Genomic DNA, 26882 nt, shown 5'->3' on the forward strand with positions numbered 1-26882 from the left:
GATGGCGGCCTCCGCATCCGCTCGCCGGCCGCTCCCGGCGATCCCGCCCCGGCTGGCCGGCTGGGCGGTCGCCCTGGTGCCCGTCCTGCTGCTGATCCTGCTGCTCGCGGTGTTCGCGGTGGTCGATCCGCGCATCGCGGCCCCGCTCAACCTGCGCAACATCCTGCTGCAGGCCGTCCCGATCGCGCTGCTCGCGCTGAGCGCGCACGTCGTGCTCCTCACGGCGGGCATCGACCTGTCCGCCGGGTACGCCGTCGGGCTCTGCGGCGTGGTGACGGCGGGACATCTGAGCGGCGGCGGAGGGCTGGCCGCCGCAGGCCTCCTCGGGCTGGGCGCGGTGCTCGCCGTCGGCCTCGGCAACGGCTTCCTGGTCGGCGTGACGCGGCTGCCGCCGTTCATCGCGACGCTCGGCATGATGACCATCGTCCAGGGACTGACGCTCCTGGCGGCCCCGCAGGGCATGGTCCTGGTCGAGCACGGGTTCCTGGAGGCCCTCGGGCAGGGCTCGGTGCTCGGCGTCCCCGTGCCGCTCCTGGTCGTCGCCGCCGTGGCGGCCGGGCTGTGGTTCCTGATGCGCAGGACCACGTTCGGCATCCGCACCTACGCCTACGGGTCGGACGAGCACGCGAGCACCCTGGCGGGCGTCCGGCGCGCACCGCAGCTGCTCGGCGTGTACGCGGTCGCCGCCGTGCTCGTGTTCCTCACCACGGTGATGGTGATCGCGCAGGTGCCGCTCGTCCAGCCGAACCTCGGCGGGATCACGCTGCTGCTGGACGCGATCGCGGCGGCGGTCATCGGCGGCACCAGCATCTTCGGCGGCCGCGGCACGGTCGGCGGGGTCCTGGTCGGCGCCGTCATCATCGCGCTGCTGACCAACGCGCTCCAGGTTTTCGGCGTGGACCCCTCGGCGATCGACCTGTTCAAGGGGCTGATCATCATCACCGCGCTCGTGGTGGACGTCGCCATGCGGCGGCTGCACCGGCGGGTGACCGAGGCCCCGGGATGACGGCCCGGACCGGCGCGCACCACGCGCAGACCTCCGCGGACGTGGAGCGGGGCATCACCCTGCTCCCGGTCGGCGCCACCGAACAGCACGGGCCGCACCTCCCCCTCGGCACGGACTGGTGGCTGGCCGAGGCGGTGGCGCTGGAGGCGGCGAAGCGCGTACCGGGCGCGGACGTCGCGGGCGCCGTCCCGTACGGGATCTCCCCGCACCACCGGGGCTTCCCCGGGACGGTGACCCTGCGGACCCGCACGTTCATCGACCTCGTCGTCGACGTGTGCGTCTCGCTGGAGGCGGACGGACGCGTCCCGGTCATCGTGAACGGGCACGGCGGCAATCGCGGGGCGCTCCAGGTGGCGGTGGCCGAACTGGGCGAGCGGGGGCACACCGCGTGGGCCGTCTCCTACTTCGAGCTGCTGGCCGACGTCGTCGAAGACGTGTTCCCGGACGGTCACCGCCATGTCGGTCACGCCTGCGCACTGGAGACCTCACTGGTCATGCATCTGTGGCCGGAAACGGTGGCCACGGACCGCATTCCGGAAGGAGGCACGCCGCCGGGCTGGCCCGACCCCCACCTGTTCAGCGGCGACCGCGTCGCGGTGTACCGGAGGTTCGAGGACATCAATCCCACGGGCGTGGTCGGAACCCCGTCCCTGGCCACGCCGGAGGCGGGACGGCGGTTGTTCGAGGCTGCCGCCGGCCGGCTGGCGGACCTGCTGGGGACGATCCGCGCGGAAGACGGGAGGTGAGCGCCATGGAGTGGATCCCGGTCTGCCGGTCCTGCGGTCAACGCAATCCGGGTACCTGGTCCCGGTGCCCTCGGTGCGGCGGCGTCCAGGAACTGGCGCCCCCGCCCGCCCCGCCGTCACTGGAAGGGGGTGAGGGGCTGTGGCGATTCCGCGCCGCGCTTCCCCCGGTACGGGACGAGATCACCTTGGGCGAGGGCGGTACGCCACTCGTGCGGTGCGAGCGGCTCGCCGCACGCGCCGGAGTGGCGGAGGTGCTGGTCAAGAACGAGACCGTCAACCCGACGCTGTCGTTCAAGGACCGGGCGATGGCCCTCGGCGTGAGCCTGGCGCGCGACGCGGGCGCGCCCGGGGTGGTGGCCGCGTCCACCGGCAACACCGCCGTGTCGGCCGCCGCGTACGCCGCCCGTGCCGGGCTGCCCTGCCGCCTCTACTGCGCGGCCGGCGCCGCCGGGACCGCGAAGCCGCGGACGGCGGCGGCCTACGGCGCGCACGTGGAGCCCGTGGACGGCGACTTCAGCTCGGCGCACGCCGCGGCGGCGGCCCTCGAAGCGGACGGCTGGTTCCCGCTCACCACGACGTTCCGCAACCCCTACCTCGCCGAGGCCCACCGGACCGTCGCCCTGGAGCTGTGCGAGCAGACCGGCGGTGACGTGCCCGGATGGGTGCTCGTTCCAGTGGGGGCCGGGCCGCTGCTCGTCGGAGCCCACAACGGCTTCCGCGCGCTCGCCGCCTCGGGCCGGATCGCCCGGCCGCCGCGCATGGTCGCCGTCCAGTCCGACGCATGCGCGCCCCTGGTGGCCGCGTGGCGCGGCGGCGCGCGGGCCGTGACCGCGGCCGATCCGCGCCCCACCGTGGCCGGGGCCATCGCCGACCCGATGCGCGGCTACGAGGACGAGGGCCTGCTCACACTGGCGGCGATACGGGAATCGGGCGGGCTGGCCGTCTCCGTCCCCGACGACGCCGTCCTGGACGCCGTGCACGACCTGTCCCGCCTGGAGGGCCTGCTCGTGGAACCCGCGGCCGCCGCCCCCCTCGCCGCCCTCGCGGACCTGGTGGCGTCCGGCACGATCCCGCCGGACGCCCGGGTCGCCCTGCTGGCCACCGGCCACGGGGCCAAGGAACACGGGGTCAAGGAACACGGGGCCAAGGAACACGGGGCCAAGGAACCGGACCACCCGACACAAGGATGACCATGGTGATGAAAGTGGCGCTGGTGGGCGCCGGACGGTTCGGAGCGCTGCACCTGCACGCGTTCCGGTCGCTGCCCGTCGAGGTCGCGGCGGTCTGCGAGCCGGACGCCGAACGGCGCGCGGCCGTCCAGGAGGAGTTCGGGATCCCGGCGGGCTACGCCGGGCTCGACGAGCTTCTGGAACGGGAGCGCGTGGATCTCGTCGACATCGTTTCGGACGAGTCCACCCACGGCGAGCTGGCGCTGAAGGCCGTCGAGGCCGGCTGCCACGTCTTCGTCGAGAAGCCGCTGTGCATGGACGCCGCCGAGGCCGAAGGCATCCGGGACCGCGCCCGCGCACGCGGCGTCCAGGTGGTCACCGGCCAGATCAGCCGCTTCGGCGCCGGTTACCAGCACCTGCGCGACGTCCTGGACCGCGGGGAGCTGGGCCGCCCGGTCAACCTGCGCTTCCGCCGGGACTTCAGCCGGTCGTGGTTCCCGGCGTTCGGGATGCGCGTCCATCCGGTCTGGGAGTCCGGCGTCCACGACATCGACCTGGCCGTCTGGTACGCGGGCGCGCCCTGCCGCGAGGTCTACGCCGTGCAGCGGCGCGTCTCCGGCCTGGAATACCCGGACACGCTGGTGGCGGTGCTGACGTTCGCCAATGACGTGGTGGCCACGGTGGAGAGCGCCTGGCTGGTCCCGGACGCCGCGCCCCAGACCCTGCGCGGATCGCTGGAGCTGGACGGCACGATCGACGCCGTCACCGAGCTGCTCGGCGACCGCGGGACCGCCGCGTACCGGCTCGCCCACGACGGGCTGTCGGTCCGCACCGACACCGCTCTCGCGCAGCCCGAACTCACGCTCTGGCCCACCGTGGCGGGCCGCGTGTCGGGTGCCCTGCCGGCGGAGCTCGGCTACGCGGTCGAGGTGGCCGCCGGAACGCGCGGCAACGACGTGATCCCGCTGGACGAGGCCGTCGAGGGCGTCCGGATCGCGGCCGCCGTCCAGCGCTCGGCGGAGCTGGGCGTCCGCGTCACCTTGGGGAACTGAGATGGGTGCGCGCAGGCTGAGCGATTCCCTCTGGCTCATCGAGACGGGCTCGCCGTACGACTGCCACGTCTACCTGGCCGACGGCGGAACCGAGGCGGCACTGATCGACTGCGGCACGGGCCTGGCCACCGGGGACCTCCTGGCCGCCGTCGAGGAGACCGGCTGCCTCGACCGCCTCGACCGCGTGCTCCTCACCCACTACCACGCCGATCACGCGGGCGGTGCCGCGAGCGTGCGCGCCAGGCGCGGCGTGCGCGTCCTGGCGAGCGCGGAGACCGCGGCGGTGCTGGGCGCCGGCGACGAGGAACGCTCCCAGGTGGCCGCCGCCCGCGACGCCGGCGTCTATCCGCCCGGCTACCGCTACTCGCCCTGCCCCGTGGACGAGGTACTGGAGGACGGCGCGACGAACCGGATCGGGCGGCTGTCCGTGACCGCCCACGCGTCGCCCGGCCACTGCGACGGCCACCTGTGCTTCCTGATCGACGACGGCGAGCGCCGCACGCTGTGCACCGGCGACGCCGTCTTCCACGGCGGGCGCGTCTCCATCCAGCCCATCCCCGACTGCCGCCCCCACCTGTACGCCCGCACCGTCCGGCGGCTGGCGGCCCTCCCGGTCGACATGCTGCTGCCCGGCCACCTCGATCTGGTGCTCGACGGCGGGGCCGCCCACCTGGCCGCGGCCGACGCCTGCTTCCGCCGCCTCGCCACTCCCCCGAACATCGCCGGCGCGGAGCCGCCGTGATCCCGGCGGCGGCGGGATCGGGGACCCTCGCGAGAGCAAAGAGAGCGGCACTGCGCCACAATGGGTCCGCAAAGGCGACGGGGACCAGGAAGCCGGTGTGATTCCGGCACGGTCCCGCCACTGTGACCGGTGAGCGAACCCCAGAAGACGGCCACGGCCCGCGAAGGCGGGCGGGAAGGCCGGGGCGAGCGTCGACCCGGGAGTCAGGAGACTGGCCCGTCGCGTCCGCCTACCAGGGGCGAGGACACCCCGGGGAAGGATCCGATGAGCACGCCTTTTTCCGTTCGGGACGAGCTGGCGCGGGGCGCCGGAGGACACGTCGTCAGCCGGCGCGGCTTCCTGGCGGGGGCGGGCGCGGTCGCGGCCACCGGGCTGCTGGGCGGCTGCGGCTCCGGGGAGGCCGGCGGCGCCCGGCGGTTCCGGGCCGCGTTCGCCGCGGGCGGCTCGCAGGAGAGCATGGACCCGCACGTCGCGCCCAACTTCGTCGACCAGGTCCGCGCCAAGGCGATGTACGACACGCTCGCCACCTTCGACGACGACATGTCGGTCCGCGCGCGGCTGGCCGAGTCGTGGGAGAGCGACGATTCCGGAACCCGCTGGAACGTGCGGCTGCGGGAGGCGCGGTTCCACGACGGGGCGCCCGTCACCGCCGAGGACGTCCTCCACACCTACCGGCGGGTCGCCGATCCCGCCACCGGGTCGCCGTCCCAGCAGCTCATGTCGGCGGTCGACTTCGGCGCCAGCCGGGCCGGCGGGCAGCGTGAGCTGACGCTGGTGCTGGAGCGTCCCGACTTCTGGTTCCCCAACGCCCTGGCGGGTGTCGGCACCGAGATCATCCCGGCGGGCACGACGGACTTCCGGAACCCGGTCGGGTCCGGCCCCTTCCGCTTCGGTTCCTTCAGGCCCGGCGGTCCGGCGCTGTTCAAGCGCTGGGACGGGCACTGGGCCGGAATTCCGGAGATCGAAGAGCTGGAGATCGTCCCCGCGAACGAGGAGGCCGCGCGGGTCAACGCCCTGCTGTCCGGGCAGGTGCACTACGCGGCCGACCTGTCGGGCGCCTCGGTGAACCGCCTCAAGGGCGAGAAGTCGGCGCGGCTGCTGACGGCGCCGCGCGCGACGGCACAGCAGATCCTGCTCAGCCGCGAACGCGACCCGTTCTCGGACCTGCGGCTGGTCGAGGCGTTCCAGCTCGGCATCGACCGGGAGGCGCTGGCCCGGGTCGCGCTGGCCGGGCACGGCGAGCCGGGCAACGACCTGTTCGGCAAGGGCCTCCACGGCTACCCGGGCGACCTGGAACCGCGTGAACGCGACGTCGACCGGGCGCGCGGGCTCGTCCGCGACGCGGGGGCCGACGGCCTGGAGATCCGGTTGCAGACCAGCACGCTGGACGCCGCCTGGGAGCCGGCCGCCGCCCTGATCGCCAGGCAGCTCGGCGAGATCGGGCTGAAGGTCGCCCCGCACACCCTGGCGGCGGCGACGTACTTCAGCGAGATGAAGGACCGGCGGAGCGTCGCGGCCTTCAACACGACCTCGACGCTTCCGTTGGCGTCCTTTCTCGAGCAGCGGCTGCGCGGCCGAGCGGCCCGGAACATGACCGGGTTCGGGTCCGCGGAGTTCGACGAGCTGCTGGACAAGGCCCGCACCACCCGCGAGGAGAAGGACCGCCAGGAACTGATGGCCCGCGCCCAGCGGATCGCCCGCGACGAGTCCGGCCTGATCGTGTGGGGGTTCTCCGACGCCAACGACGGCGTCTCCGCGTCCGTGCGCGGGCTGCGCGCCGCCCCGCCCAACTCCCACGACTGGGCCAGGTTCGACCAGGTCACGCTCGGCTGAGGTGGGCCGCTACACCGCCCGGCGGTGCGTGCTCGCGGTCGCCCAGTGCCTGGTCGTACTCGTCGCGGTCTTCGCGCTGGGAGCGCTGCTGCCCGGCGACACCGCCGGCGTGCTGCTCGCCGAGCAGGGCACGCCCGAGCAGGTCGCCGCGCTCCGCGAGCGGCTCGGCCTGGACCGGCCCGCGTGGGAGCGGTTCGGGGACTGGTTCGGCGGGCTGCTCACCGGAGACCTCGGGCGGTCGCTGATGACGGGCGTGCCGGTCGCCGGGGAGGTCGGCCGCCGGCTCACCGACTCGCTGGTGCTGGCCCTGCCCGCGTTCGTCCTGGTGATCGCGGCGGCGCCGCTGCTCGGCATCGTCACGGGGATGCGCGAGGGGACCCGCCTCGACCGGACCCTGAACGCCGCCGCGGTGGTGCTGCACGCGGTGCCGGAGTTCGTCCTCGGGCTGCTCATGATCGCGTCCCTGTCGCTGGCCACCGGGCTGCTCCCGGCCACCGCCGTCGGGCTGAACGGCACCGCGCTGCTCGCCCAGCCGGCCGTGCTGGTCATGCCGGTGATCGCGCTGGCCGCCCGGCAGGTGTGCGATCTGGCCCGGCAGATCCGCGCCGGGGTCGCGCAGCAGCGGGACGGCCCGCTCGCCGAGCACCTGCGGCTCCTGGGCATGCGGGAGCGGACCGTGGTCGTGCGGCACATCGTGCCCAACGCGCTGGGGCCGGCCGCGCAGCAGTTCGCGCGCTGCGTCGAGGGCCTGCTCGGCGGCGCCGTGCTCGTCGAGGCCCTGTTCGGCGTGCAGGGCCTCGGCACCGGCTTCGTCGAGGCCGCGCAGAACCGCGACGTCCCTCTGGTGCAGGGATACGCGCTGCTGTTCGCCGGGACGGCCGTCGTCGTGCACCTCGCCGGTGACCTGGCGTCCCACCGGCTGGCTCCGCGCAGGGAGGCCACGGCGTGAGGGCCGGGGGCGTGAGGGCCGCGACGCCGCGCCCGCGCCGGGGAGGGCTCGCGCTGGTGCTGCTCGGGGTGCCGGTGCTGCTCGCCGTCGCCGGGCCGCTGGTGGCGGGCTCCCCGGACCCGCCGTCCGGGGCCGCGGCGCTGCCGTCGCGGCCGCCCGGCGGCGGCCATCCGCTGGGCACCGACCTGCTGGGCCGCGACGTGTTCGCGCTGGTCCTGCGCGGCGGCCCGTCCGTCCTGGGCACCACGGCCGGGGCGCTGCTGCTCGGCTACGCCGCCGGGGTGCCGCTGGGGCTGCTGGCGGCGGGGGCGCGGCGGCTGGTCGACGAGGCGGTGATGCGGTCGCTGGACCTGCTGCTGGCACTGCCCGGCCTGCTCGTGCTCATGACGCTCGCCGCGACCGACCACCGCGGCCGGTTCTGGCTGCTGGCCGCCGCCGGGACGCTGCAGATCCCGCCGATCGCCCGCCTGGTGCGGGGCGCCGCGCTCGCACCGGCCACCCGCACGACCGTGGAGGCGCTGCGGATGCAGGGACACGGCTGGTGCTACGTCCACCTGCGCCACCTCGCCCGGGAACTCGCCGCGCCGATCGCGACCGACGCCGGTACCCGCTTCTCTATCGTGCTGTACCTGCTGGCCTCGGCGAACTTCCTCGGGCTGGGACTGCCGTCCACGTCGCCCGACTGGGCCGTCCTGATCGAGCGCAACGCCGACGCGCTCTTCCTGCAGCCCGCGGCGGTGCTGGTGCCCGCCGGACTGCTGATGTCGGTGTGCGTCGGCGCCAACCTGCTCGTCGATCGTTGCCTGGCGAACCGGAGGAACACCCGGTGACCGTGCCTCTGCTGGAGATCCGCGAGCTGTCCGCCCGCGCCGGCGGGACCGCCGCGACGCTGCTCGACGGGATCGACCTCACCGTCCCCGCCGGCGCGATCTCGGCGGTGGTCGGCCCGTCCGGCAGCGGTAAGACCACGCTCGGCCTCGCCGCGCTCGGCGCCGCCCGTCCGGGGATCCGGCTGACCGGCCGGGTCCGGCTGGACGGCGCCGATCTGCTCGCCGTGCCCGAGCCCCGGCGGCGCACCCTGCGAACCGGCGCGGCCGGGCACCTCCCCCAGCATCCGGAGACCGTCCTGAACCCGGTCCGCCGCATCAGCGGCCCCCTCACCGAACTCGCCGCGCTCCGGCACCGCACCCGTCCGGACCGGCGGACGGCGGCGCGGGCGGCGCTCGCGACCGCCGGGCTGCCCGAGCCCGGCCTCGCGCGCCGCTTCCCCCACCAGCTCTCCGGCGGCCAGCAGCGCCGGGCCGCGCTGGCGTCCGCGCTGGTCACCGGGGCGCGCCTGCTGGTGCTCGACGAGCCCACCAGCGGCCTCGACCACGCGACCGCCGCCGCGCTCGGCGACCGCCTCCGCGACCTCGCCGACGGCGGCACCGCGCTGCTGCTGCTCACCCACGACCTGCCGCTCGTCCGGCGGCTCGCCGCGCACGTGACCGTCCTCGAACACGGACGCGCGGTGGCGCACGGGCCACCGGACCGAGTCCTGCACGGCCCGTCCGGAGGGCCTCCGGACCACCGGCCACGCCCGGCGACACCACCGGCCTCGGGCAAGAGCGAACCGCGTGCGGGCATCCGCGCGACGGACATCGCCGTCCGCCGCCGCACCGGAGCATCGCCCCTGGCCGGACCCGTCTCGCTGTCGTTCCCGCCCGGAAGCACGACCGCGCTGATCGGCCCGTCCGGCTCCGGCAAGACCACCTTCGGGCGGGTGCTGGCGGGACTCACCCTGCCCACCGCAGGCGCCGTCACCCACGACGGCGGCCGGCTGCCGCGCAGGATCGAGCGCAGATCCACGGCGCAGCGGCGAGCCGTCCAGTACGTCCACCAGAGCGCCGCCGAGTCGTTCGAGGCGCACCGCCCGATGCTGGCGCAGATCGCCGCCACCGGACGACTCCTGCGCGGACTTCCCAAGGACGCCGCCGAAGACGAGGCGCGCGCAGTGGCCGTCCGCCTCGGCCTGGACGCCGCCCAGATCAGCCGGATCCCCGCCGAGCTCTCCGGCGGCCAGCTGCAGCGCTGCGCCCTGGCCCGTGCGCTCCTGGCCCGGCCCGCTCTGCTGGTGTGCGACGAAGCCACCTCGGCGCTGGACGGCTCCACCCGCGACCGGGTACTCGCCGAGCTCCCCGGCCTCCTCGCCCCGGCGGACACCGCCCTGCTCCTCATCACCCACGACCTCACCGCGGCGCGGCAGGCAACGTCCTCGGTCGCCGTCCTGGACTCCGGCCGGCTGCTCCCGGACCGGCGGCATTCCCCGAGTTGACAGGCGCGAGAGCCGAACCGTACGGTTCGCCTGATTCACGGTTGTCCGAGGGAAATCCGGTGAGATGCCGGTGCGGACGCGCCACTGTATCCGGGACGACGATCCCGGGAGCCAGGTCACTCGGGCAGCCGCGACCTCATTGTCCGGGACGCGCCAGATCCCCTGCGGAGGCACCGTGAGCACACTGCCGACTCCAGGCAGCATCCCCCTTCCCCGCCTCGTTCCACGGCCGCCCACGGTTCCCGTGCTGCTGATCTCCCGTCTCGTCCGGATCGCCAGCGTCCGGGTGGCCGGCGGTGCGGCGTCGCGGACGGGCGGCCACCTGCACGAGCCGGAGCACGGCAGGCGGCATCCGCTCGGCGCGCGCTGCTGCTAGGGCGGCGTTCGACGTCCTGTTCGGGTGGGCGTGCGACCGGGCACCGCGTCCTGCCCCCGCCGCCGTCCTGACCTGAACCACCACGGGCTCCTAACCACGGGCTCACCACCACGGGCTCACCACCGCCGGGAACGGCCGGCGGGTCGCCCATGTCAACCGGAAGGGCATCGTTTGAACGCCACCTATCCCTTCAGCGCCGTCGTCGGCATGGACGATCTGAAGCTGGCGCTGCTCCTGAACGCGGTCTCTCCACGAGTCGGCGGCGTGCTGGTGCGCGGCGAGAAGGGCACCGCGAAATCGACCATCGTCCGGGCGCTGGCCGGGCAGCTGCCCGGCGTGGACGTCGTGGCCGCGTGCCGCTTCGCCTGCGACCCGGCCGCGCCGGACGAGTCGTGCCCGGACGGGCCGCACGATCCGGGCGGCCCGTCCGCGCGGCGCCCGGCGGCGCTGGTCGAGCTGCCGGTCGGCGCGTCCGAGGACCGGCTCGCGGGATCGCTGGACGTCGAGCGGGCTCTCACCGAGGGTGTCAAGGCTTTCGAGCCCGGCCTGCTGGCGGCCGCGCACCGCGGCGTCCTGTACGTCGACGAGGTGAACCTCCTGCACGACCATCTGGTGGACCTGCTGCTGGACGCCGCCGCGCTCGGTACCTGCTATGTCGAGCGGGAGGGGGTGTCGGTCCGGCACGCGGCGCGGTTCCTGCTGGTCGGGACGATGAACCCCGAGGAGGGCGAGCTGCGCCCGCAGCTCCTGGACCGGTTCGGGCTGACGGTCGAGGTGCGGGCCTCGCGTGATCCGAAGGAGCGCGCCGAGGTGGTCCGGCGGCGGCTGGCGTTCGAGGCGGATCCCGGCGCGTTCGCCGCACGCTGGGACGCGGCGGAGGCCGCCCTCGCGGAACGCATCGCCGGCGCACGGGAGCGGCTGGACGGGACGCGGTTGCCCGATGAGCGGCTGGAGCAGATCGCGACGGTGTGCGCCGGGTTCGAGGTGGACGGCCTGCGCGCCGACCTCGTCACCGCGAACGCCGCCCTGGCGCACGCGGCCTGGCAGGGGCGCGACGAGGTGACCGCCGAGGACGTCCGCGCGGCCGCCCGCCTGTCGCTGCCGCATCGCCGCCGCCGCGACCCCTTCGACGCGCCCGGCCTGGACGAGTCACTGCTCGACGAACTTCTGGACAGCACGTCCCCCGGCGACGGCCCCGATGACACACCACCGGACGACACGCCGCCCGGCGGCGCGGCACCGGACGCAAGCGCACCGCCGGACAGCGGAACACCGCCGGACGGCGGAGACGGGCCGCCGCCGAGCGCCGACGGTCCCGGTGCACCGGACACCGGCCCGCCCACCGGGGAACAGAACGGCGCGGAACCGCACGACGCGGAACCGCACGACGCGGAACCGCAGGACGGGCCCGGAAACGCGGGCTCCGGGACGGTCGCGGCGGCCGCCGCACCCCACGCGGTACCGCTGCTTGAGGTCCCGGGCATCGGTGACGGCGCGGCCGGCCGCAGATCGCGGTCGCGGACCACGCGCGGCAGGGTCACGGCAGCGCGCCGCCCCGCCGGAAGGCTTCACCACCCGCACGTGATGGCGACCCTGCTGGCGGCCGCACCGCATCAGCGGGCGCGCGGACGGTCCGGCCCGGGTCTGGTGCTGCGGCCGGACGATCTGCGGGAGGCGGTCCGCGAGGGACGCGAGGGCAATCTCGTGCTGTTCGTCGTGGACGCCAGCGGGTCGATGGCCGCGCGCCGCCGCATGACCGCGGTGAAGACGGCCGTGCTGAGCCTGCTGCTGGACGCCTACCAGCGCCGCGACAAGATCGGCCTGATCACGTTCCGGGGGCGGGGCGCCGACCTGGCGCTACCGCCGACGTCGTCGGTCGAGGCGGGCGCGGCGCGGCTGCGCGCCCTGCCGACCGGGGGCCGCACGCCACTGGCGGCGGGGCTGGTCCGCGCCGCCGAGGTGCTGCGCGCGGAGCGGCTGCGCGATCCGGCGCGGCGCCCGCTGCTCGTGGTCGTCACCGATGGCCGCGCGACCGCGGGAGGCGACGTGGACCGCGCCGCCGGCCTGCTCGCGGGCACGGCGGGGATCGTCGTGGACTGCGAGGACGGTCCGGTCCGGCTCGGCCTGGCGGGGCGGCTCGCCCTCCGGCTCGGTGCGCGGCTCGTCCCGCTCGGCGGCCTCGAAGGGGCCGTCCAAGATCACCGCAAGCACGACCGCAGGAAGGCGGCCTGAGATGCCCCAGGGAAAGCCCGAGTCCGTCCCCGACGACGGCCTCACCACCAGGCAGCGCCGCAACCGGCCGCTGCTGATCGTCCACACCGGTACCGGGAAGGGCAAGTCGTCCGCCGCGTTCGGGACGGCGCTGCGGGCGTGGAATCAGGGCTGGCCCGTCGGGGTTTTCCAGTTCGTGAAGTCGGCGAAGTGGCGCATCGGCGAGGAGCGTGCCCTGCGGGTGCTGGGCGAGAGCGGCGAGGGCGGGACCGTCGCCTGGCACAAGATGGGCGAGGGCTGGTCGTGGATCCAGCGGCCGGGCACCGAGGAGGACCACGCGGCGGACGCGCGCGAGGGCTGGGAGCAGATCAAACGCGACCTGGCCGCCGAGACGTACCGCTTCTACGTCCTGGACGAGTTCACCTACCCGCTCAAGTGGGGCTGGCTTGACCTGGACGACGTCGTCGGCGCCCTCACCGGCCGCCCCGGCGGCCAGCACGTCGTCATCACCGGGCGGGACGCGCCCGGCCGGCTCATCGAGGCCGCCGACCTGGTGACGGAGATGGGCAAGGTCCGGCACCCGATGGACGCGGGGCAGAAGGGCCAGCGGGGCATCGAATGGTGACACCCCGGCTGGTGATCGCGGCGCCGTCGTCGGGGAGCGGGAAGACGACCGTCGCGACCGGCCTGATCGCGGCCTTGCGGGCGCGTGGCCTGGAGGTGTCGCCGCACAAGGTCGGCCCCGACTACATCGATCCGGGCTACCACTCGCTCGCGGCGGGGCGGCCCGGCCGCAACCTGGACCCGTGGCTGGCGGGTGAGGGCCGGATCGCGCCGCTGTTCCTGCACGGCGCCGCGGGAGCCGACGTGGCCGTGATCGAGGGCGTGATGGGGCTGTTCGACGGGCAGGGCGACACGGGTTTCGCCTCCACGGCGCATGTCGCGGAACTGCTCGCCGCCCCGGTCGTGCTGGTCGTGGACGCGGCCCGGCAGAGCCGGTCGGTGGCGGCGCTCGTGCACGGGTTCGCGACGTTCGAGCCGGGGGTGCGGCTCGGCGGCGTCGTCCTCAACCGGGTCGGTTCCGACCGGCACGAGGAGCTGTGCCGCAGCGCCCTGGAGTCGACGGGCGTGCCGGTGCTGGGGGTGATCCGGCGCGACGACGCCGTGGTGAATCCGTCCCGGCATCTGGGGCTGATCCCGGCGGCGGAGCGCGGGCCGGAAGCCGTGCGGACGGTGGAGCGGCTCGGCGAGCTGGTCGCGCGGTCGTGCGATCTGGACGCGCTGCTGCGTCTCGCCGCCACCGCTCCCCCGCTGCCGGGCCCGGCGTGGAACCCGGCCGATCATGTGATGCCGGTGGACGGGGATCCGGTCGTCGCCGTGGCGGGCGGGGCAGCCTTCACCTTCTCCTACGCGGAGCACGTGGAGCTGCTGCGCGCGGCGGGCGCCGACGTGGCGGTGTTCGACCCGCTCCGGGACGAGGCCCTGCCGGACGGGACGGCCGCGCTCCTCATCGGCGGCGGGTTCCCCGAGGTGCACGCCGCCGAGCTGGCCGCCAACGAGCCCATGCGCGACGCCGTGGCCGCGTTCCGGGGACCGATCGCCGCCGAATGCGCCGGACTCCTCTACCTGTGCGAGGAACTCGACGATCGCCGGATGTGCGGGCTCGTGCCGGGGCGGGCCCGCATGGCGTCCCGGCTGACGCTCGGCTACCGGGAGGCGGTCGCCGTCGCCCCCTCGCTGCTCACCCGTGCGGGCGAGCGGTTCCGCGGGCACGAGTTCCACCGCACCACCCTGGCCGGCGGGCCGCAGGAGCCGCTGTTCCGGTGGCGGGACGGCGCGGACGGGTTCGGCAGCGACCGGATCACCGCGTCCTACCTGCACCTGCACTGGGCCGGGCATCCGGAGGCGGCTCAGCGGCTGGTGTCGTCCTCCAGGTCGCCTTCGGTCTTGAGGTAGGCCTCCTGGAGGCCCTGGAGGATCTCCGGGTCGGGATGCCTCCACATACCGCGCTCGGCCGCCTCCAGGAGCCGTTCGGCGATGCCGTGCAGCGCCCACGGGTTCGACTCCTCCATGAACGCGCGGTTCTCCTCGTCCAGGACGTAGGCGGAGGTGAGCCGGTCGTACATCCAGTCGGCCATGACACCGGTGGTGGCGTCGTAGCCGAACAGGTAGTCCACGGTCGCGGCCAGCTCGAACGCGCCCTTGTAGCCGTGCCGGCGCATCGCGGCCAGCCACTGCGGGTTGACGACGCGGGCGCGGAAGACCCGCGCGGTCTCCTCCGACAGGGTGCGCGTGCGGACGGCGTCCGGGCGGGTGCTGTCGCCGACGTAGGCTTCGGGCGCCCTGCCGGTCAGCGCCCGGACGGTCGCGATCATGCCGCCGTGGTACTGGAAGTAGTCGTCGGAGTCGGCGATGTCGTGCTCGCGGGTGTCGACGTTCTTGGCCGCCACCGCGATCCGCCGGTAGGCGCTCTCCATGTCGGCGCGGGCGGGGACGCCGTCGAGGTCGCGGCCGTAGGCGTGGCCGCCCCACACCGCGTACACCTCGGCGAGGTCGGCGTCGTCGCGCCAGTTGCGGCTGTCGATGAGCGGCAGCAGCCCGGCCCCGTACGCTCCGGGCGCCGACCCGAAGACGCGCAGGGTGGCTCGCCGGTCGTCGCCGTGCTCGCGCGTGTCGGCCTGGACGTGGGCGCGGACGTAGTTGTCTTCGCCGGGTTCGTCGAGGCCCGCGACCAGCCGGACGGCGTCGTCCAGCATGGCGACGACGTGCGGGAAGGCGTCCCGGAAGAAGCCGCTGATGCGGACGGTCACGTCGATGCGCGGCCTGCCCAGCTCGGCGGCGGGAATGGGCTCCAGTGCGCTGACGCGGCGGGACGCCTCGTCCCAGCGCGGGCGGACGCCGAGCAGCGCCAGCACCTCCGCGACGTCGTCGCCCGCCGTGCGCATCGCGCTCGTCCCCCACACCGACAGGCCCACCGAGCGCGGCCATTCGCCGTGGTCGGCGCGGTAGCGCTCCAGCAGCGAGTCGGCCATCGCCTGCCCGGTCTCCCAGGCCAGGCGGCTGGGGACGGCACGCGGGTCGACCGAGTAGAAGTTGCGGCCGGTCGGCAGGACGTTGATGAGGCCGCGCAGCGGCGACCCGCTCGGGCCCGCCGGAACGTACCCGCCGTCCAGGGCGTGCAGGATGTGGTCCATCTCGTCCGACGTGCGGGCCAGGCGCGGGACGACCTCGGCGGCGGCGAAGGCCAGCACCCGTGTCACCACCTCACGGCGCTCGGCGGGCACGTGCTCGGCGGCGACGCGGACGGCCTCCTCCACCGCCCACCCGGCGTCCTCCATCGACTGGACGAGTGCGCGGGCGGTGGCCTCGGCGGCGTCGACGTCGGCGAGCCCGGCGGTGCCGTCCTCGGTGAGGCCGAGTGCCTCCCGCAGGCCCGGCAGCGTCTCGCGTCCCGACCACATCTGCCGGGCGCGCAGCATCGCCAGGACCAGGTCCACCCTGGTCGGGCCGGTCGGCGCCTGGCCGAGGACGTGCAGCCCGTCGCGGATCTGCGCGTCCTTCACCTCGCACAGCCAGCCGTCCACGTGCAGCAGGAAGTCGTCGAACTCGGTGTCGTGCGGGCGGTCGTCGAGGCCGAGGTCGTGGTCGAGTTTCGCGGCCTGGATCAGCGTCCAGATCTGCGCGCGGATCGCGGGCAGCTTCGCCGGGTCCATCGCGGCGATCGTGGCGTGCTCGTCGAGGAGCTGCTCCAGGCGGGCGATGTCGCCGTAGGTCTCCGCGCGGGCCATCGGCGGGACCATGTGGTCCACCAGGACGGCGTGCGCGCGGCGCTTGGCCTGCGTGCCCTCGCCGGGGTCGTTGACCAGGAACGGGTAGATCAGCGGCACGTCGCCGAGGGCGGCGTCGGTGCCGCACGACGCCGACATGCCCGCCGCCTTGCCCGGCAGCCACTCCAGGTTGCCGTGCTTGCCGACGTGCACGATCGCGTGCGCGCCGAACTCGTCCGACAGCCACCGGTAGGCGGCCAGGTAGTGGTGGCTGGGCGGCAGGTCGGGGTCGTGGTAGATCGCGATCGGGTTCTGGCCGAAGCCGCGCGGCGGCTGCACCATGACGACGACGTTGCCTGCGCGCAGGGCGGCGAGCACGATGTCCCCGTCCTGGACGAACAGTTCACCGGGCGGCGGCCCCCAGTGCCGCTCCATCTCGTCGCGCAGACCTTCGGGGAGGGTGCGGTACCAGCGCTCGTAGGACGCGGCGGAGATGCGGACGGGGTTGCCCGCGAGCTGCTCTTCGGTGAGCCAGTCCTCGTCCTGCCCGCCCGCCGCGATGAGCGCGTGGATGAGCGCGTCACCGTCCTGCTCGGGGACACCGGGGAAGCCCTCGCCCAGGTCGTAGCCCGCGTCCGCGAGCCGGGACAGCAGCCGGACGGTGCTCGCCGGGGTGTCCAGGCCGACGGCGTTGCCGACCCGGGAGTGCTTGGTCGGATACGCCGACAGCATCACCGCCAGGCGGCGGGAAGGAGGCGGTGTGTGGCGCAGGCGGCCGTGCCGGACGGCGATCCCGGCAACCCGCGCGGCCCGCTCCGGGTCGGCCACGTAGACCGTGAGACCGTCCTCGCCCGTCTCCTTGAACGAGAACGGGACGGTGATGATCCGCCCGTCGAACTCGGGGATCGCGACCTGCGACGCGGCGTCCAGCGGCGACAGCCCGTCGTCGCTCTGCTCCCAGCCGGCCCGGCCGGTGGTGAGGCAGAGCCCCTGGAGGATCGGGACGTCCAGTTCGGCGAGGGCGCCGACGTCCCACGCCTCGTCGTCGCCGCCCGCGCCGGCCGTCGCCGGCCTCGACCCGCCCGCCGCCAGGACGGTCACCACCAGCGCGTCGGCCTCGCCGAGCGTGTCGAACAGCTCGGGCTCCGCCGTGCGCAGCGACGAGCAGAACACCGGGAGCGGCCGCCCGCCCGCGTCCTCGATCGCGGCGCACAGCGCCTCGACGAACGCGGTGTTCCCCGCCATGTGGTGGGCGCGGTAGTACAGCACGCCGACGACGGGTCCCTCCACGGCGTGGGAGTCGCGCTCCAGCCGCCCCCAGGTCGGGGTGGGGCGCGGCGGCTCGAATCCGCGGCCGGTCAGCAGCACCGTGTCCGACAGGAAGGCGTGCATCTCGGCCAGGTTGCCGGGCCCTCCGTGCGCCAGGTAGGCGTGCGCGTCGGCGCACACGCCGCCACTGACGGTCGACAGCTCCATCAGCTCGGCGTCGGGGGCCTGCTCGCCGCCGAGGACCACCACGGGCCGGGGCCCCGCGAGCAGCGCGTCGAGCCCGTCCTCCCAGGCGCGGCGCCCGCCGAGGAGCCGGACGACGACGAGATCGGTGCCGTCCACCAGCGCAGGCAGGTCGTCCACGGCGAGCCGCGCGGGATTGCCGAGCCGGTAGGCGGCGCCGGACGCGCGCGCGCTCAGCAGATCGGTGTCGGACGTCGACAGCAGCAGGACGGTGTGCTCCTGCGCGTGCGTGCCAGCGGACACGGCTGATCCTCCCCCTGGGGTCCTCGCCCCGGTTGCGGGTGTCGCGACGGCAGGAGTCTCCTGGCTCCCGGATCAGTGCTCGCCCCGGCCTTCCCGTCCGTGTGGACAGTGGCCTCAAGCGGGGTTCGCTCCCCGGTCACAGTGGCGGGACCGCGCCGGATTCACACCGGCTTCCTCCCATTGCCATCGCCTGGTGAGAAGAGTACGGGAGAGCGGAGCGTCTGCAAACTGTGGTTAACATCCTCCCCGTGCCGAATGTGAACGTGCCGCACGTCAACCGGGCGGACAGACCGCGTGCCGACGCCTGCCCAGGGGCGCTCCAGACCCACGAGGCCGCCGACGGGCCGCTGGCGCGGGTCCGCACGCCGGGCGGTGCGGTGTCCGGCGCGCAGTTCGCGATGCTCGGCGGCGCCGCCCGCGACCTGGGCCGTGATGTGATCGAGCTGACCTCCCGCGGCAACCTCCAGGTGCGGGGCGTGCGCGACCCGGAGCGGTTCGCAGAACTGCTGGCGGATGCGGGGCTGCTGCCGTCGCCGTCCCATGAGCGGGTGCGCAACATCGTCGCGTCCCCGCTCGGCGGGCGCGGGCCACGCGGCGCCCTCGCCACGGACCCGCTGGTGACGGCGCTCGACCGCGCCCTCTGCGGCGCCCCGCGGCTGGCCGGGCTGCCGGGGAGGTTCCTGTTCGCGTTCGACGACGGCACCGGCGACATCACCGCGTCGGACGCCGATGTGACGTTCGGTCCCGGCGGCTTCCGGCTGGCCGGAACCCGGCTCGACCTCGCGTCCGGCGACGACCCGATCGCGACGATGCTCGCCGCCGCGGAGACGTTCCTGGAGATCCGCGGGGACGCCTGGCGGCTGGCCGAAGTGCCGGACGGGGTGCGGCTCGTCGCCGCACGGCTGGGCGGGACGCCCGGAGAGGGCCCGGAACGTCCCGATCCGGTGACCGCGTACGCCGGGCTCACCGAGCAGCGGGACGGGATGGTCGCGCTGGAGGTCGTCCCGCCGCTCGGACGGCTGTCCGGAGCGCAGGCCGAGGCGCTCGCCGAAGCGGCCGACGAGGCCCGGGTGACGCCGTGGCGGAGCGTTGTGCTACGTGACCTGCCCCCGGACAAGGCCCGGACGTTCGCGGCGAAGCTCGCGGCGGCGGGCTTCGCGGTCGATCCCGCGTCGCCCTGGGTCGGTGTGACCGCGTGCACGGGAAGCCCCGGCTGCGCGAAGTCGCGCGGCGACGTCCAGGGCGAGGCACGGCGCTGGGTGTCCGGCCTGGACCGCGCCCCCGAGACGCCCGTCCACTGGGCGGGATGCGAGAGGCGCTGCGGGATGCCCCGCGGCCCGGTCGTCCTGAAGATGGCGGGACCAGGGGAGGAACAGCGGTGATCGACTACGTGCGGGACGGCGCCGAGATCTACCGGCGGTCGTTCGCGACCATCCGCGCGGAGGCCGACCTGTCGGGCCTGCCGCCCGACGTGGCGCGGGCCGCCGTCCGGATGATCCACGCCTGCGGGATGACCGACCTCGTGGACGACCTGGCATGGTCGCCGGACGTCGTGGAGCGGGCACGGGCGGCGCTGCTGGACGGGGCGCCCATCCTGTGCGACGCGCGGATGGTCGCGTCCGGGATCACCCGGGCGCGGCTGCCCACCGGCAACGAGGTCGTGTGCACGCTCGGCGAACCGGGCGTGCCGGAACTCGCGGCGCGGCTCGGCACCACGCGGAGCGCGGCGGCATTGGAGCTGTGGCGCGACCGGCTGGACGGGGCGGTGGTGGCGATCGGCAACGCGCCGACCGCGCTGTTCCGGCTGCTCGAACTGCTGGAGGGGGGCGCGGGGCGCCCGGCGGCCGTCATCGGGATCCCGGTCGGCTTCATCGGCGCGGCCGAATCCAAGGACGCGCTCGCCGCGAGCGGCCTGGAGCACCTGACGGTGCGGGGGCGGCGCGGCGGCAGCGCGATGACGGCGGCGGCGGTCAACGCCGTCGCAAGTGAGGCGGAATGATGACCGAACCGACCGGACGGACCGGACGGCTGTACGGCGTGGGCGTCGGGCCCGGCGACCCCGAGCTGGTGACGGTGAAGGCGGCGCGGCTGATCGGCGCGGCGGACGTGGTGGCGTACCACTCCGCCCGCCACGGCCGCAGCATCGCCCGCTCCATCGCCGCGCCCCACCTGGGGGACGGCCAGACCGAGGAACCGATGGTGTACCCGGTGACCACCGAGGCGACCGGCCATCCGGGCGGTTATCGGGGCGCGCTCGACGAGTTCTACGCCGACTGCGCCGCCCGCCTCGCCGAGCACCTGGACGCGGGACGCGATGTCGCCGTGCTCAGCGAGGGCGACCCGCTCTTCTACGGCTCGTACATGCACCTGCACAAGCGGCTCGCGCCGCATTACCCGACCGAGGTGGTGCCCGGCGTCACGTCGCTGAGCGCGGCGGCGGCCGCGGCCGGGCGCCCGCTCGTGGAAGGGGAGGAGACGCTCACCGTGCTGCCCGGCACGCTGCCCGGCGACGAGCTGACCGAGCGGCTCCGCGGCGCGGACGCGGCGGCGGTGCTCAAGCTCGGCCGGACGTTCACCAAGGTCAGACAGGCTTTCGAGGACGCGGGACGGCTCGGCGACGCACACTACGTGGAGCGGGCCGCCAGTGACCGGCAGCGGGTCACGCCGCTCGCCGAGGTCGACCCGGCGGAGGTCCCCTACATGTCCCTCGCCCTGCTGACCAGCCCGGCGGACCGGTCGTTCGAGGCCCCGTCGCCGGCGAGACCGGACGGTCCCGGCGGCGTCACGGTCGTCGGGCTCGGCCCGGCGGGCCGCCCGTGGCTCACCCCGGAAGCGCAGGACGTACTGGCGTCGGCCACCGACCTCGTCGGCTACGGCCCGTACCTGGACCGGGTGCCGGCGAACGCGCGGCAGCGGCGGCACGCGTCCGGCAACCGGGTGGAGGCCGACCGGGCCCGGCACGCGCTGCTGCTCGCGCGGGACGGCGCACGCGTCGCCGTCGTCTCCTCGGGGGATCCCGGCGTGTTCGCCATGGCGGCGGCGGTGCTGGAGGCGGCGTCCGAGGACGAGTTCGCCGACGTGCCGGTGCGGGTCGCCCCCGGGCTGACCGCCGCGCAGGCCGTGGCGAGCCGGGTCGGTGCGCCGCTCGGCCACGACTTCTGCGTCATGTCGCTGTCGGACCTGCTCAAGCCGTGGGACGTGGTGGCCAGGCGGCTCTCCGCCGCGGCCGAGGCCGACCTGGTGCTCGCGCTGTACAACCCGTCGTCGAGCCGCCGCAGGCACCAGCTCCCGGCGGCGCGCGACCTGCTGCTGGAACACCGCTCCCCCGAGACGCCGGTGGTGGTCGGGCGCGACGTCGGCGGCGACGCCGAGAGCGTCACCGTGACCACGCTCGGCAAGCTCGACCCCGACCAGGTCGACATGCGCTGCCTGGTCATCGTCGGATCGTCCACCACCCGCGTGACCGACCGCGGCCTGGTCTACACGCCCCGCCGCTACCGTTCCTAGACAGTGTCCAGGAGTGAGTTTTGTACCCACGTCCCGGTACTGCGCGTATCCCGAACGGTGTTGGATGCGCTGGTTGCCCGCGTTCGCTGCGGTGTCCCGGTCCGGGGGCGTGCATCGTGTGCGCGTTCCGTGACGGGTGGGCGGGTTCCCTCACGCCCTTGGGCACTCGGTCCGGCCTGGACGGTCCGATGCCTGTGCTCATCACTCCGGTGAGCACAGGGCGGTGTCGTCCGTCGCCGGATCGGGTGCCCGAGGGCGCGTCTGCCGATCGCCACCGAGGCGGCGTCATGGCGGGTCATTGGACGTTTGTTGCTGGACAGGGGCTTGCGCCAGTGCTGGTCGCCCCACTTGGAGGTGTAGGCCGGGTCGACCGCGACGATCGCCAGACCGGCCTCGGTGGCCATCGAGACCAGCCGCGCCTTGAGCTTCCCGGTGGGGAAGCCGGAGATCAGCTGACGGAACCGTTTACGGCGGCCGTGCTTCTCCCGGGTCTTCTCCCTGGCGAAGTCCAGGTCTTCGATGGCGATGGCGGCGACGCCGCATCGCCGGGCCCAGTGCAGCAGGGCGGTGAGGGCGTGCCGGACCTGCGCATCCCGGTGGGCGGCGGTGCCGGACAGGTCGTAGCCGAACCGGCGCGGGTCGCCGACCGGGTTCCCGTGGGCGTCGAGGCGGTAGGCGGCCAGGTGGTCGGCGTTGGTGTCCACCCCGATCATGCCGCGGGCACGGGCCGCCTCCAACGGCATCGTGGGGATGGCGGGGCGCTGCCAGGACGCGGTCAGGTACCAGCGGCCCCGGTCTGGGTCGTGGTGGATGCGGTAGGCCACCGCCCGGTCCACGCAGATCCGGTCGGCCCACTCGGCACCCCGGTGCGCGAACGCGACGCGGGCGGTCAGCACGTAGCGGCTGTGCGGCGCGTTGGCCAGATGCGCCAGCGGCGCGGGCAGCCTGATCGATACTTGGCCGTCGGGGGTGACGCGGATGGTCTCGTTGCCGTACCGCTTCCCGCTCTCGCCGTCGGCCTGGCAGAACCGGCGCCCGGCCTCCCACCGGGCCCGCCACTGCTCCTCGCTCAGCCCGGCCTCAAGGTTATGGCGGTTGTTCAGCAGGCGCCGGCCACCGCGCACCACTCTCACCCGCCCGGCGTCCCAGTCGGCCTGCGCGGCGGCGAGGCGGTCCTTGAGGACATGCAGGCGGCGGGACTTGGCGAACCACTCCCGCCTGGACCGGTACCCGCCCGCCGCCCGCCGGGTGTCCTTGGCCCCGACCGGGACCGACAACCGGCGCTCGATGGTCGCGATCCCGGCCTCCAGACCGCTCAGGTGCGCTAGCTGGCAGCGGCGGGCCAACGCCCACTGGTCATGGGTGGCCTTGGTGATCGCTCCGGCCCACCGCGCCGACGACTCCCCCGTCAACTCCCGCTTACGCGCCGCCCACCCGTCGGCGTCATGCGCCAACCCAGCCTCGCAGCGGGCCTTGAGGTCACGGCCGGCCAGCGACCCCAGATGCGCACCCACCTCGCGCAGTGCGTTCTCGTCCCGGGCCGTGAGGCCCTTGAGCCGGGCCCGTGCCGCCACCCCCGACGACCCGGCGGCCACGAACGGCTCAGCGATCGGCCGCATCGCCGGTGGCCGCTCATCCCACCCTGCGACCCGTACTGCGGCAGGTCCCGCCCCGCTATCGTCATTGCCCATACCGGAGTGGGCGGGCGCCGCGGGATCGGCGTCCACCCCACCGGCAACAGCGGGCTGCGACATGACGGATACCTTAAGTCACCAACTTCGAACACGCAATCGACTGGCCGGTATATCGTTCACCCGCGCAACGCCCTCCACCGCCGACTTGCCCTCACAGCCACCGGGGACGCAGCGAACCGGGCCCTGTGCCCTCCGCCGTTCCGCCAACTCCACAACCACCACGTCACTCCTGAACGGCTACAGGCACTCATGAACACTCAACCGCCAACTGTTCCGAACCCCTGAACCCAGGCCGCGGCCTGGGCGGGGTCCTCGACCGTCCGGACGCCGTCCGGTGGGCGGGGGCGCTCGACCATGACCACCGGTAGCCGCGCGTCCCGGGCGGCCGTGAGCTTCGCGCGGGTCATATCGCCGCCACTGTCCTTGGTGACGAGGACGGCGAGCCGGTGGTCGCGGATCAGCGCGCGCTCGCCCTCCACCGTGTAAGGGCCGCGTGCGACCAGCACCCGCACGTTCGACGGGACGGGCGGGTCCGGCGGGTCCACGGACCGGGCGAGGAACCACGCGTCGGTCCGGGCGGCGAACACCGGGATGCTGCGCCGCCCGGTGGTGAGGAACACGCGGGCACCCGCCGGGACACGGGCGGCGGCCTCGGCCAGGGACGGGACGCGCTGCCAGTCGTCACCCTCGCCCTCGCCCCAGCCGCGCCGCCGCAGCGCGATCAGCGGCACCTCCGCCGCCCGCGACGCTTTCGCGGCCGAGGCGCTCATCCGCTCCGCGAACGGATGCGTGGCGTCCACGAGGCGGTCGACGCGGTGTTCGCGCAGCCACGCGGCCAGCCCGTCGGGGCCGCCGAACCCGCCGACGTGCACCTCCCCGGCGGGCAGCCGCGGCTCGGTGACCCGCCCGGCCAGCGACGACACGACGTCCACGCCCGGCAGGTCCGCGAGCCGGGCCGCCAGCGCCCGCGCCTCCGCGGTCCCGCCGAGGATCAGGACGCGGCGCATCCCCGGTCCCGCTCGGCGGAGTACAGGTGGCTGCCGGGGAACGCCGACGCCGCCAGCACCCGCCCGACGACGATCACCGCCGTGCGCTTCACCCCGGCCTCGGCCACGAGGTCCGCGATGTCGGCGAGCGTGCCGCGCAGGATCACCTCGTCGGGGCGGCTGGCGCGGGCGACGACCGCGACCGGGCAGTCCGCACCGTAGTTCGGCACAAGCTCGGCCACCACCTGCTCGATGCGCTGGACGGCCAGGTGCAGCACCATCGTGGCGCCGCTCTTGCCGAGCGTGGCGAGGTCCTCGCCTTCCGGCATCGCCGTCGCGCGCGCCGCCGTGCGGGTGAGGATCACCGTCTGCCCGACACCGGGGACCGTCAGCTCCCGCTTCAGCGACGCCGCCGCCGCGGCGAACGCCGGCACCCCCGGAACGACCTCGTACGGGACGCCCTCCGCGTCCAGCCGCCGCATCTGCTCGGCCATCGCGCTGAGCACCGACGGGTCGCCCGAGTGCAGGCGCGCGACGTCCAGGCCGTCCCGGTACGCGGCGGCCAGCTCGGCGATGATCTCGTCCAGCGTCATGTCGGCGGTGTCGACGAGCCGTGCGCCGGTCGGGCAGGCGTCCAGCAGCTCACGCGGCACGAGGGAGCCGGCGTACAGGCACACCGGGGTGGATTCCAGCGTCCTCAGCCCGCGCACGGTGATGAGGTCGGCGGCGCCTGGGCCCGCTCCGATGAAGTACACGGTCATGTGCGGTCCTTCCATGTCGTCCAGAGGGTGACGGGCATCGCCGGCCGCCAGCCGGTGAACCCGCCGAGCGGCGCGGCACGCTCGACGCCGACGCGGATCAGTTCGCCGCCGTGGACGCGGCGGGCCTCGGCGACCCGGACCTCCGATTCGAGCGTGACGGCGTTGGCGACCAGCCGCCCGCCCGGCTTCAGCGCGTCCAGGCAGCGTTCCAGCAGGCCGGGGACGGTGAGCCCGCCGCCGACGAACACCGCGTCGGGTGCCGGCAGGCCGTCCAGGGCGTCCGGTGCCCGCCCTTCCACGACGCGCACACCGGGAACGCCGAGCGCGCTCGCGTTGCGGCCGATCCGTGCCGCCCGCTCCGCGTCCCGCTCGATCGCGACGGCCTCGCAGGCCGGATGCGCCCGCGCCCACTCGATCGCGACGCTCCCGGCCCCGGCGCCGACGTCCCAGAGCAGCTCGCCGGGCAGCGGCCCCAGCCGCGACAGGGTGATCGCGCGGATCTCGCTCTTGGTGATCTGCCCGTCATGCTCGAAGACATCGTCGGGCAGCCCCACCGCCCGGGGCAGCGGCACCGCGTCCGGGCCCGCCACGCATTCGATGGCGACGATGTTCAGCGCGGACCCGGCGGGCTCGTCCCACTCCCCCGCGACGCCGCTCCGGGCGGACTCGGTCTCCGCGCCCAGGTCGCACAGCACGGTCATCCGGCTGGGCGCGAAGCCGCGCCCGGTGAGCAGCGCAGCGACGACCGGCGGGGCGTCACGTCCCGCGCCGAGGACCAGCAGACGGCGGCCGGGGGCGATGAGCGCGTTCAGCGTCCCGGCAGGGCGGCCCACAAGGCTGTGGACGTCCACCGACTCCAGCGGCCAGCCGAGCCGCGCGCACGCCAGCGACATCGACGACGGATGCGGCAGGACCCTCAGCCCGCGCGGGCCGAGCATCCCCGCGAGCGTGGACCCGATCCCGTAGAACATCGGATCGCCGCTCGCCAGGACGGCGACCGCGCGTCCCTCGTACCGCCGGATCAGTCCGGGAAGCGCCGGGAGAAGCGGGGACGGCCACGCGACCCGCTCGGCCTCGCCCTCCGGCACCAGGTCGAGCTGGCGGCGCCCGCCCATCAGCACCTCCGCCGCCCGCAACGCCGCGCGGGAGGACTCCGGAAGCCCGTCCCACCCATCGGCGCCGATCCCCACGACGGTGATGACACGTGCGTCCACTGGCCTCCTCGGATGAATGCGGCGCCAAGCCTATATCAGCCGTTCTGGCACACTTATCGAGGTGAAGCGGCTTTTGATCATCGGCATCGGCGCGGGCGACCCCGACCACCTGACGTTCCAGGCGGCGAAGGCGATCGCCGCCGCCGACGTGTTCCTCATCGTCGACAAGGGCGAGGCCAAGCACGACCTGGCCCGGCTGCGCCACGACCTCATCGCAGCGCACGCCCGCTCGCCCTACCGGATCGTCGAGGCGAGTGACCCGGAACGCGACCGCACGACCCCTGCGTACACGGCCGCCGTCGAGGACTGGCGCTCCCAGCGCGCACGGATCTACGAGTCGTTCATCACAGACGAACTCACCGACGGGCAGACCGGCGCGCTCCTCGTCTGGGGCGACCCCGGCGTCTACGACAGCACCCTCGCCGCCCTGGAAGAGATCGAGGCCGAGTTCGACCACGAGGTGATCCCCGGCATCAGCAGCATCTCCGCGCTCACCGCCCGGCACCGCGTCCCTCTCACCCGAGTGGGCCGCCCCGTCCACATCACCACGGGCCGCCGCCTGGCCGCCGAGGGCACCACCACCGACGACGTCCTGGTCATGCTGGACGCGGCCTGCTCATTCACCGAGGCCGGGGACGGCTTCCACATCTACTGGGGCGCCTACCTCGGCACACCCGACGAGATCCTGATCTCCGGACCCGTCGAAGAGGTCGCCGGCCAGATCCGCACGGCCCGCGCCGAGGCCCGCACCCGCAAGGGCTGGATCATGGACACCTACCTCCTCCGCCGCCCCTCCCCCG

General features: G+C 74.7%; 22 protein-coding genes and 3 riboswitches. Of the genes, 17 read left to right on the forward strand and 5 right to left on the reverse strand.

Annotated elements, in window-relative coordinates; translation table 11 throughout:
• The first annotated feature begins 1 nt into the window (after position 1).
• The 13 genes from E1285_RS03050 (at position 2) to E1285_RS03110 (ending at position 14354) form a co-directional block, all read left to right on the forward strand.
• Positions 2-1006, forward strand: a complete 1005-nt coding sequence (locus tag E1285_RS03050; protein WP_132147790.1) for an ABC transporter permease — start codon at positions 2-4, stop codon at positions 1004-1006.
• Complete coding sequence (locus tag E1285_RS03055; RefSeq protein WP_132147792.1) at positions 1003-1752, forward strand: creatininase family protein; 750 nt, start codon at positions 1003-1005, stop codon at positions 1750-1752. Before E1285_RS03050 ends, E1285_RS03055 begins: the two co-directional genes overlap by 4 nt.
• Positions 1753-1757: 5 nt before the next feature.
• On the forward strand, positions 1758-2942 hold the full coding sequence (locus E1285_RS03060; protein WP_132147794.1) for a pyridoxal-phosphate dependent enzyme: 1185 nt from the start codon (positions 1758-1760) through the stop codon (positions 2940-2942).
• Between the two features lie 2 nt (positions 2943-2944).
• Entirely contained in the window at positions 2945-3973 is a 1029-nt protein-coding gene (locus E1285_RS03065; protein ID WP_165966433.1) for a Gfo/Idh/MocA family oxidoreductase, read from the forward strand.
• 1 nt (position 3974) lies between these two features.
• Complete coding sequence (locus E1285_RS03070; RefSeq protein ID WP_132147798.1) at positions 3975-4715, forward strand: MBL fold metallo-hydrolase; 741 nt, start codon at positions 3975-3977, stop codon at positions 4713-4715.
• Positions 4716-4760: 45 nt separating this feature from the next.
• Positions 4761-4950: riboswitch (cobalamin riboswitch) on the forward strand.
• Between the two features lie 29 nt (positions 4951-4979).
• The gene (locus tag E1285_RS03075; RefSeq protein WP_132147800.1) at positions 4980-6548 is read left to right on the forward strand and encodes an ABC transporter substrate-binding protein; all 1569 of its coding nucleotides are present in this window, start codon (positions 4980-4982) and stop codon (positions 6546-6548) included.
• A gap of 1 nt (position 6549) precedes the next feature.
• Positions 6550-7497, forward strand: coding sequence for an ABC transporter permease (locus tag E1285_RS03080; RefSeq protein ID WP_132147802.1), 948 nt, complete (start codon positions 6550-6552; stop codon positions 7495-7497).
• Positions 7494-8327 carry an ABC transporter permease subunit gene (locus E1285_RS03085; protein WP_207946366.1) on the forward strand — a complete coding sequence of 278 codons (834 nt, stop codon included), beginning with the start codon at positions 7494-7496 and terminating at the stop codon, positions 8325-8327. The genes E1285_RS03080 and E1285_RS03085 overlap by 4 nt, the downstream gene beginning before the upstream one ends.
• A complete protein-coding gene (locus E1285_RS03090) occupies positions 8324-9811 on the forward strand; it encodes an ATP-binding cassette domain-containing protein (protein ID WP_207946367.1) in 1488 nt (495 codons plus the stop codon). Before E1285_RS03085 ends, E1285_RS03090 begins: the two co-directional genes overlap by 4 nt.
• A 13-nt stretch (positions 9812-9824) precedes the next feature.
• Positions 9825-9952: riboswitch (cobalamin riboswitch) on the forward strand.
• Between the two features lie 34 nt (positions 9953-9986).
• Positions 9987-10187 (forward strand): CbtB-domain containing protein, encoded by a 201-nt coding sequence (locus E1285_RS03095; RefSeq protein ID WP_132147804.1) that lies wholly within the window; start codon positions 9987-9989, stop codon positions 10185-10187.
• A gap of 207 nt (positions 10188-10394) precedes the next feature.
• A complete protein-coding gene (locus tag E1285_RS03100; RefSeq protein ID WP_132147832.1) occupies positions 10395-12419 on the forward strand; it encodes a VWA domain-containing protein in 2025 nt (674 codons plus the stop codon).
• Position 12420: 1 nt separating this feature from the next.
• Complete coding sequence (gene cobO, locus E1285_RS03105) at positions 12421-13023, forward strand: cob(I)yrinic acid a,c-diamide adenosyltransferase (RefSeq protein WP_132147806.1); 603 nt, start codon at positions 12421-12423, stop codon at positions 13021-13023.
• A complete protein-coding gene (locus E1285_RS03110; protein WP_207946368.1) occupies positions 13017-14354 on the forward strand; it encodes a cobyrinate a,c-diamide synthase in 1338 nt (445 codons plus the stop codon). Before cobO ends, E1285_RS03110 begins: the two co-directional genes overlap by 7 nt.
• On the opposite strand, the gene cobN is transcribed toward E1285_RS03110, so the two are convergent.
• A complete protein-coding gene (cobN, locus tag E1285_RS03115) occupies positions 14309-17920 on the reverse strand; it encodes a cobaltochelatase subunit CobN (protein ID WP_132147808.1) in 3612 nt (1203 codons plus the stop codon). The two genes, E1285_RS03110 and cobN, sit on opposite strands and share 46 nt — an antisense overlap.
• Positions 17921-17973: 53 nt before the next feature.
• A riboswitch (cobalamin riboswitch) is annotated at positions 17974-18097 on the reverse strand.
• A 71-nt stretch (positions 18098-18168) separates the two neighbouring features.
• Here cobN and E1285_RS03120 point away from each other — a divergent pair.
• The 3 genes from E1285_RS03120 to E1285_RS03130 are packed head-to-tail and all read left to right on the forward strand — an operon-like array spanning position 18169 to position 21427.
• A complete protein-coding gene (locus E1285_RS03120; RefSeq protein ID WP_207946369.1) occupies positions 18169-19302 on the forward strand; it encodes a precorrin-3B synthase in 1134 nt (377 codons plus the stop codon).
• The gene (locus tag E1285_RS03125) at positions 19299-19919 is read left to right on the forward strand and encodes a precorrin-8X methylmutase (protein WP_207946370.1); all 621 of its coding nucleotides are present in this window, start codon (positions 19299-19301) and stop codon (positions 19917-19919) included. The genes E1285_RS03120 and E1285_RS03125 overlap by 4 nt, the downstream gene beginning before the upstream one ends.
• On the forward strand, positions 19919-21427 hold the full coding sequence (locus E1285_RS03130; protein WP_132147812.1) for a precorrin-2 C(20)-methyltransferase: 1509 nt from the start codon (positions 19919-19921) through the stop codon (positions 21425-21427). Before E1285_RS03125 ends, E1285_RS03130 begins: the two co-directional genes overlap by 1 nt.
• Here E1285_RS03130 and E1285_RS03135 read toward each other — a convergent pair.
• From E1285_RS03135 to cbiE, 4 genes are all read right to left on the reverse strand, one after another.
• Complete coding sequence (locus E1285_RS03135) at positions 21424-23046, reverse strand: IS200/IS605 family element transposase accessory protein TnpB (protein WP_132147814.1); 1623 nt, start codon at positions 23044-23046, stop codon at positions 21424-21426. The two genes, E1285_RS03130 and E1285_RS03135, sit on opposite strands and share 4 nt — an antisense overlap.
• A gap of 332 nt (positions 23047-23378) precedes the next feature.
• Positions 23379-24128 (reverse strand): cobalt-precorrin-6A reductase, encoded by a 750-nt coding sequence (locus E1285_RS03140; RefSeq protein WP_132147816.1) that lies wholly within the window; start codon positions 24126-24128, stop codon positions 23379-23381.
• Positions 24113-24868 (reverse strand): precorrin-4 C(11)-methyltransferase, encoded by a 756-nt coding sequence (cobM, locus tag E1285_RS03145; RefSeq protein ID WP_132147818.1) that lies wholly within the window; start codon positions 24866-24868, stop codon positions 24113-24115. Before cobM ends, E1285_RS03140 begins: the two co-directional genes overlap by 16 nt.
• A complete protein-coding gene (cbiE, locus tag E1285_RS03150; RefSeq protein ID WP_243722504.1) occupies positions 24865-26082 on the reverse strand; it encodes a precorrin-6y C5,15-methyltransferase (decarboxylating) subunit CbiE in 1218 nt (405 codons plus the stop codon). Before cbiE ends, cobM begins: the two co-directional genes overlap by 4 nt.
• Positions 26083-26143: 61 nt before the next feature.
• Between cbiE and cobF the strand changes: the two genes are divergently transcribed.
• A partial coding sequence (gene cobF, locus E1285_RS03155) for a precorrin-6A synthase (deacetylating) (protein WP_207946371.1) occupies positions 26144-26882 on the forward strand: 739 nt, incomplete at its 3' end.

Origin of the sequence: Actinomadura sp. 7K507 (assembly GCF_004348425.1) — a bacterium.
GTDB lineage: Bacteria > Actinomycetota > Actinomycetes > Streptosporangiales > Streptosporangiaceae > Spirillospora.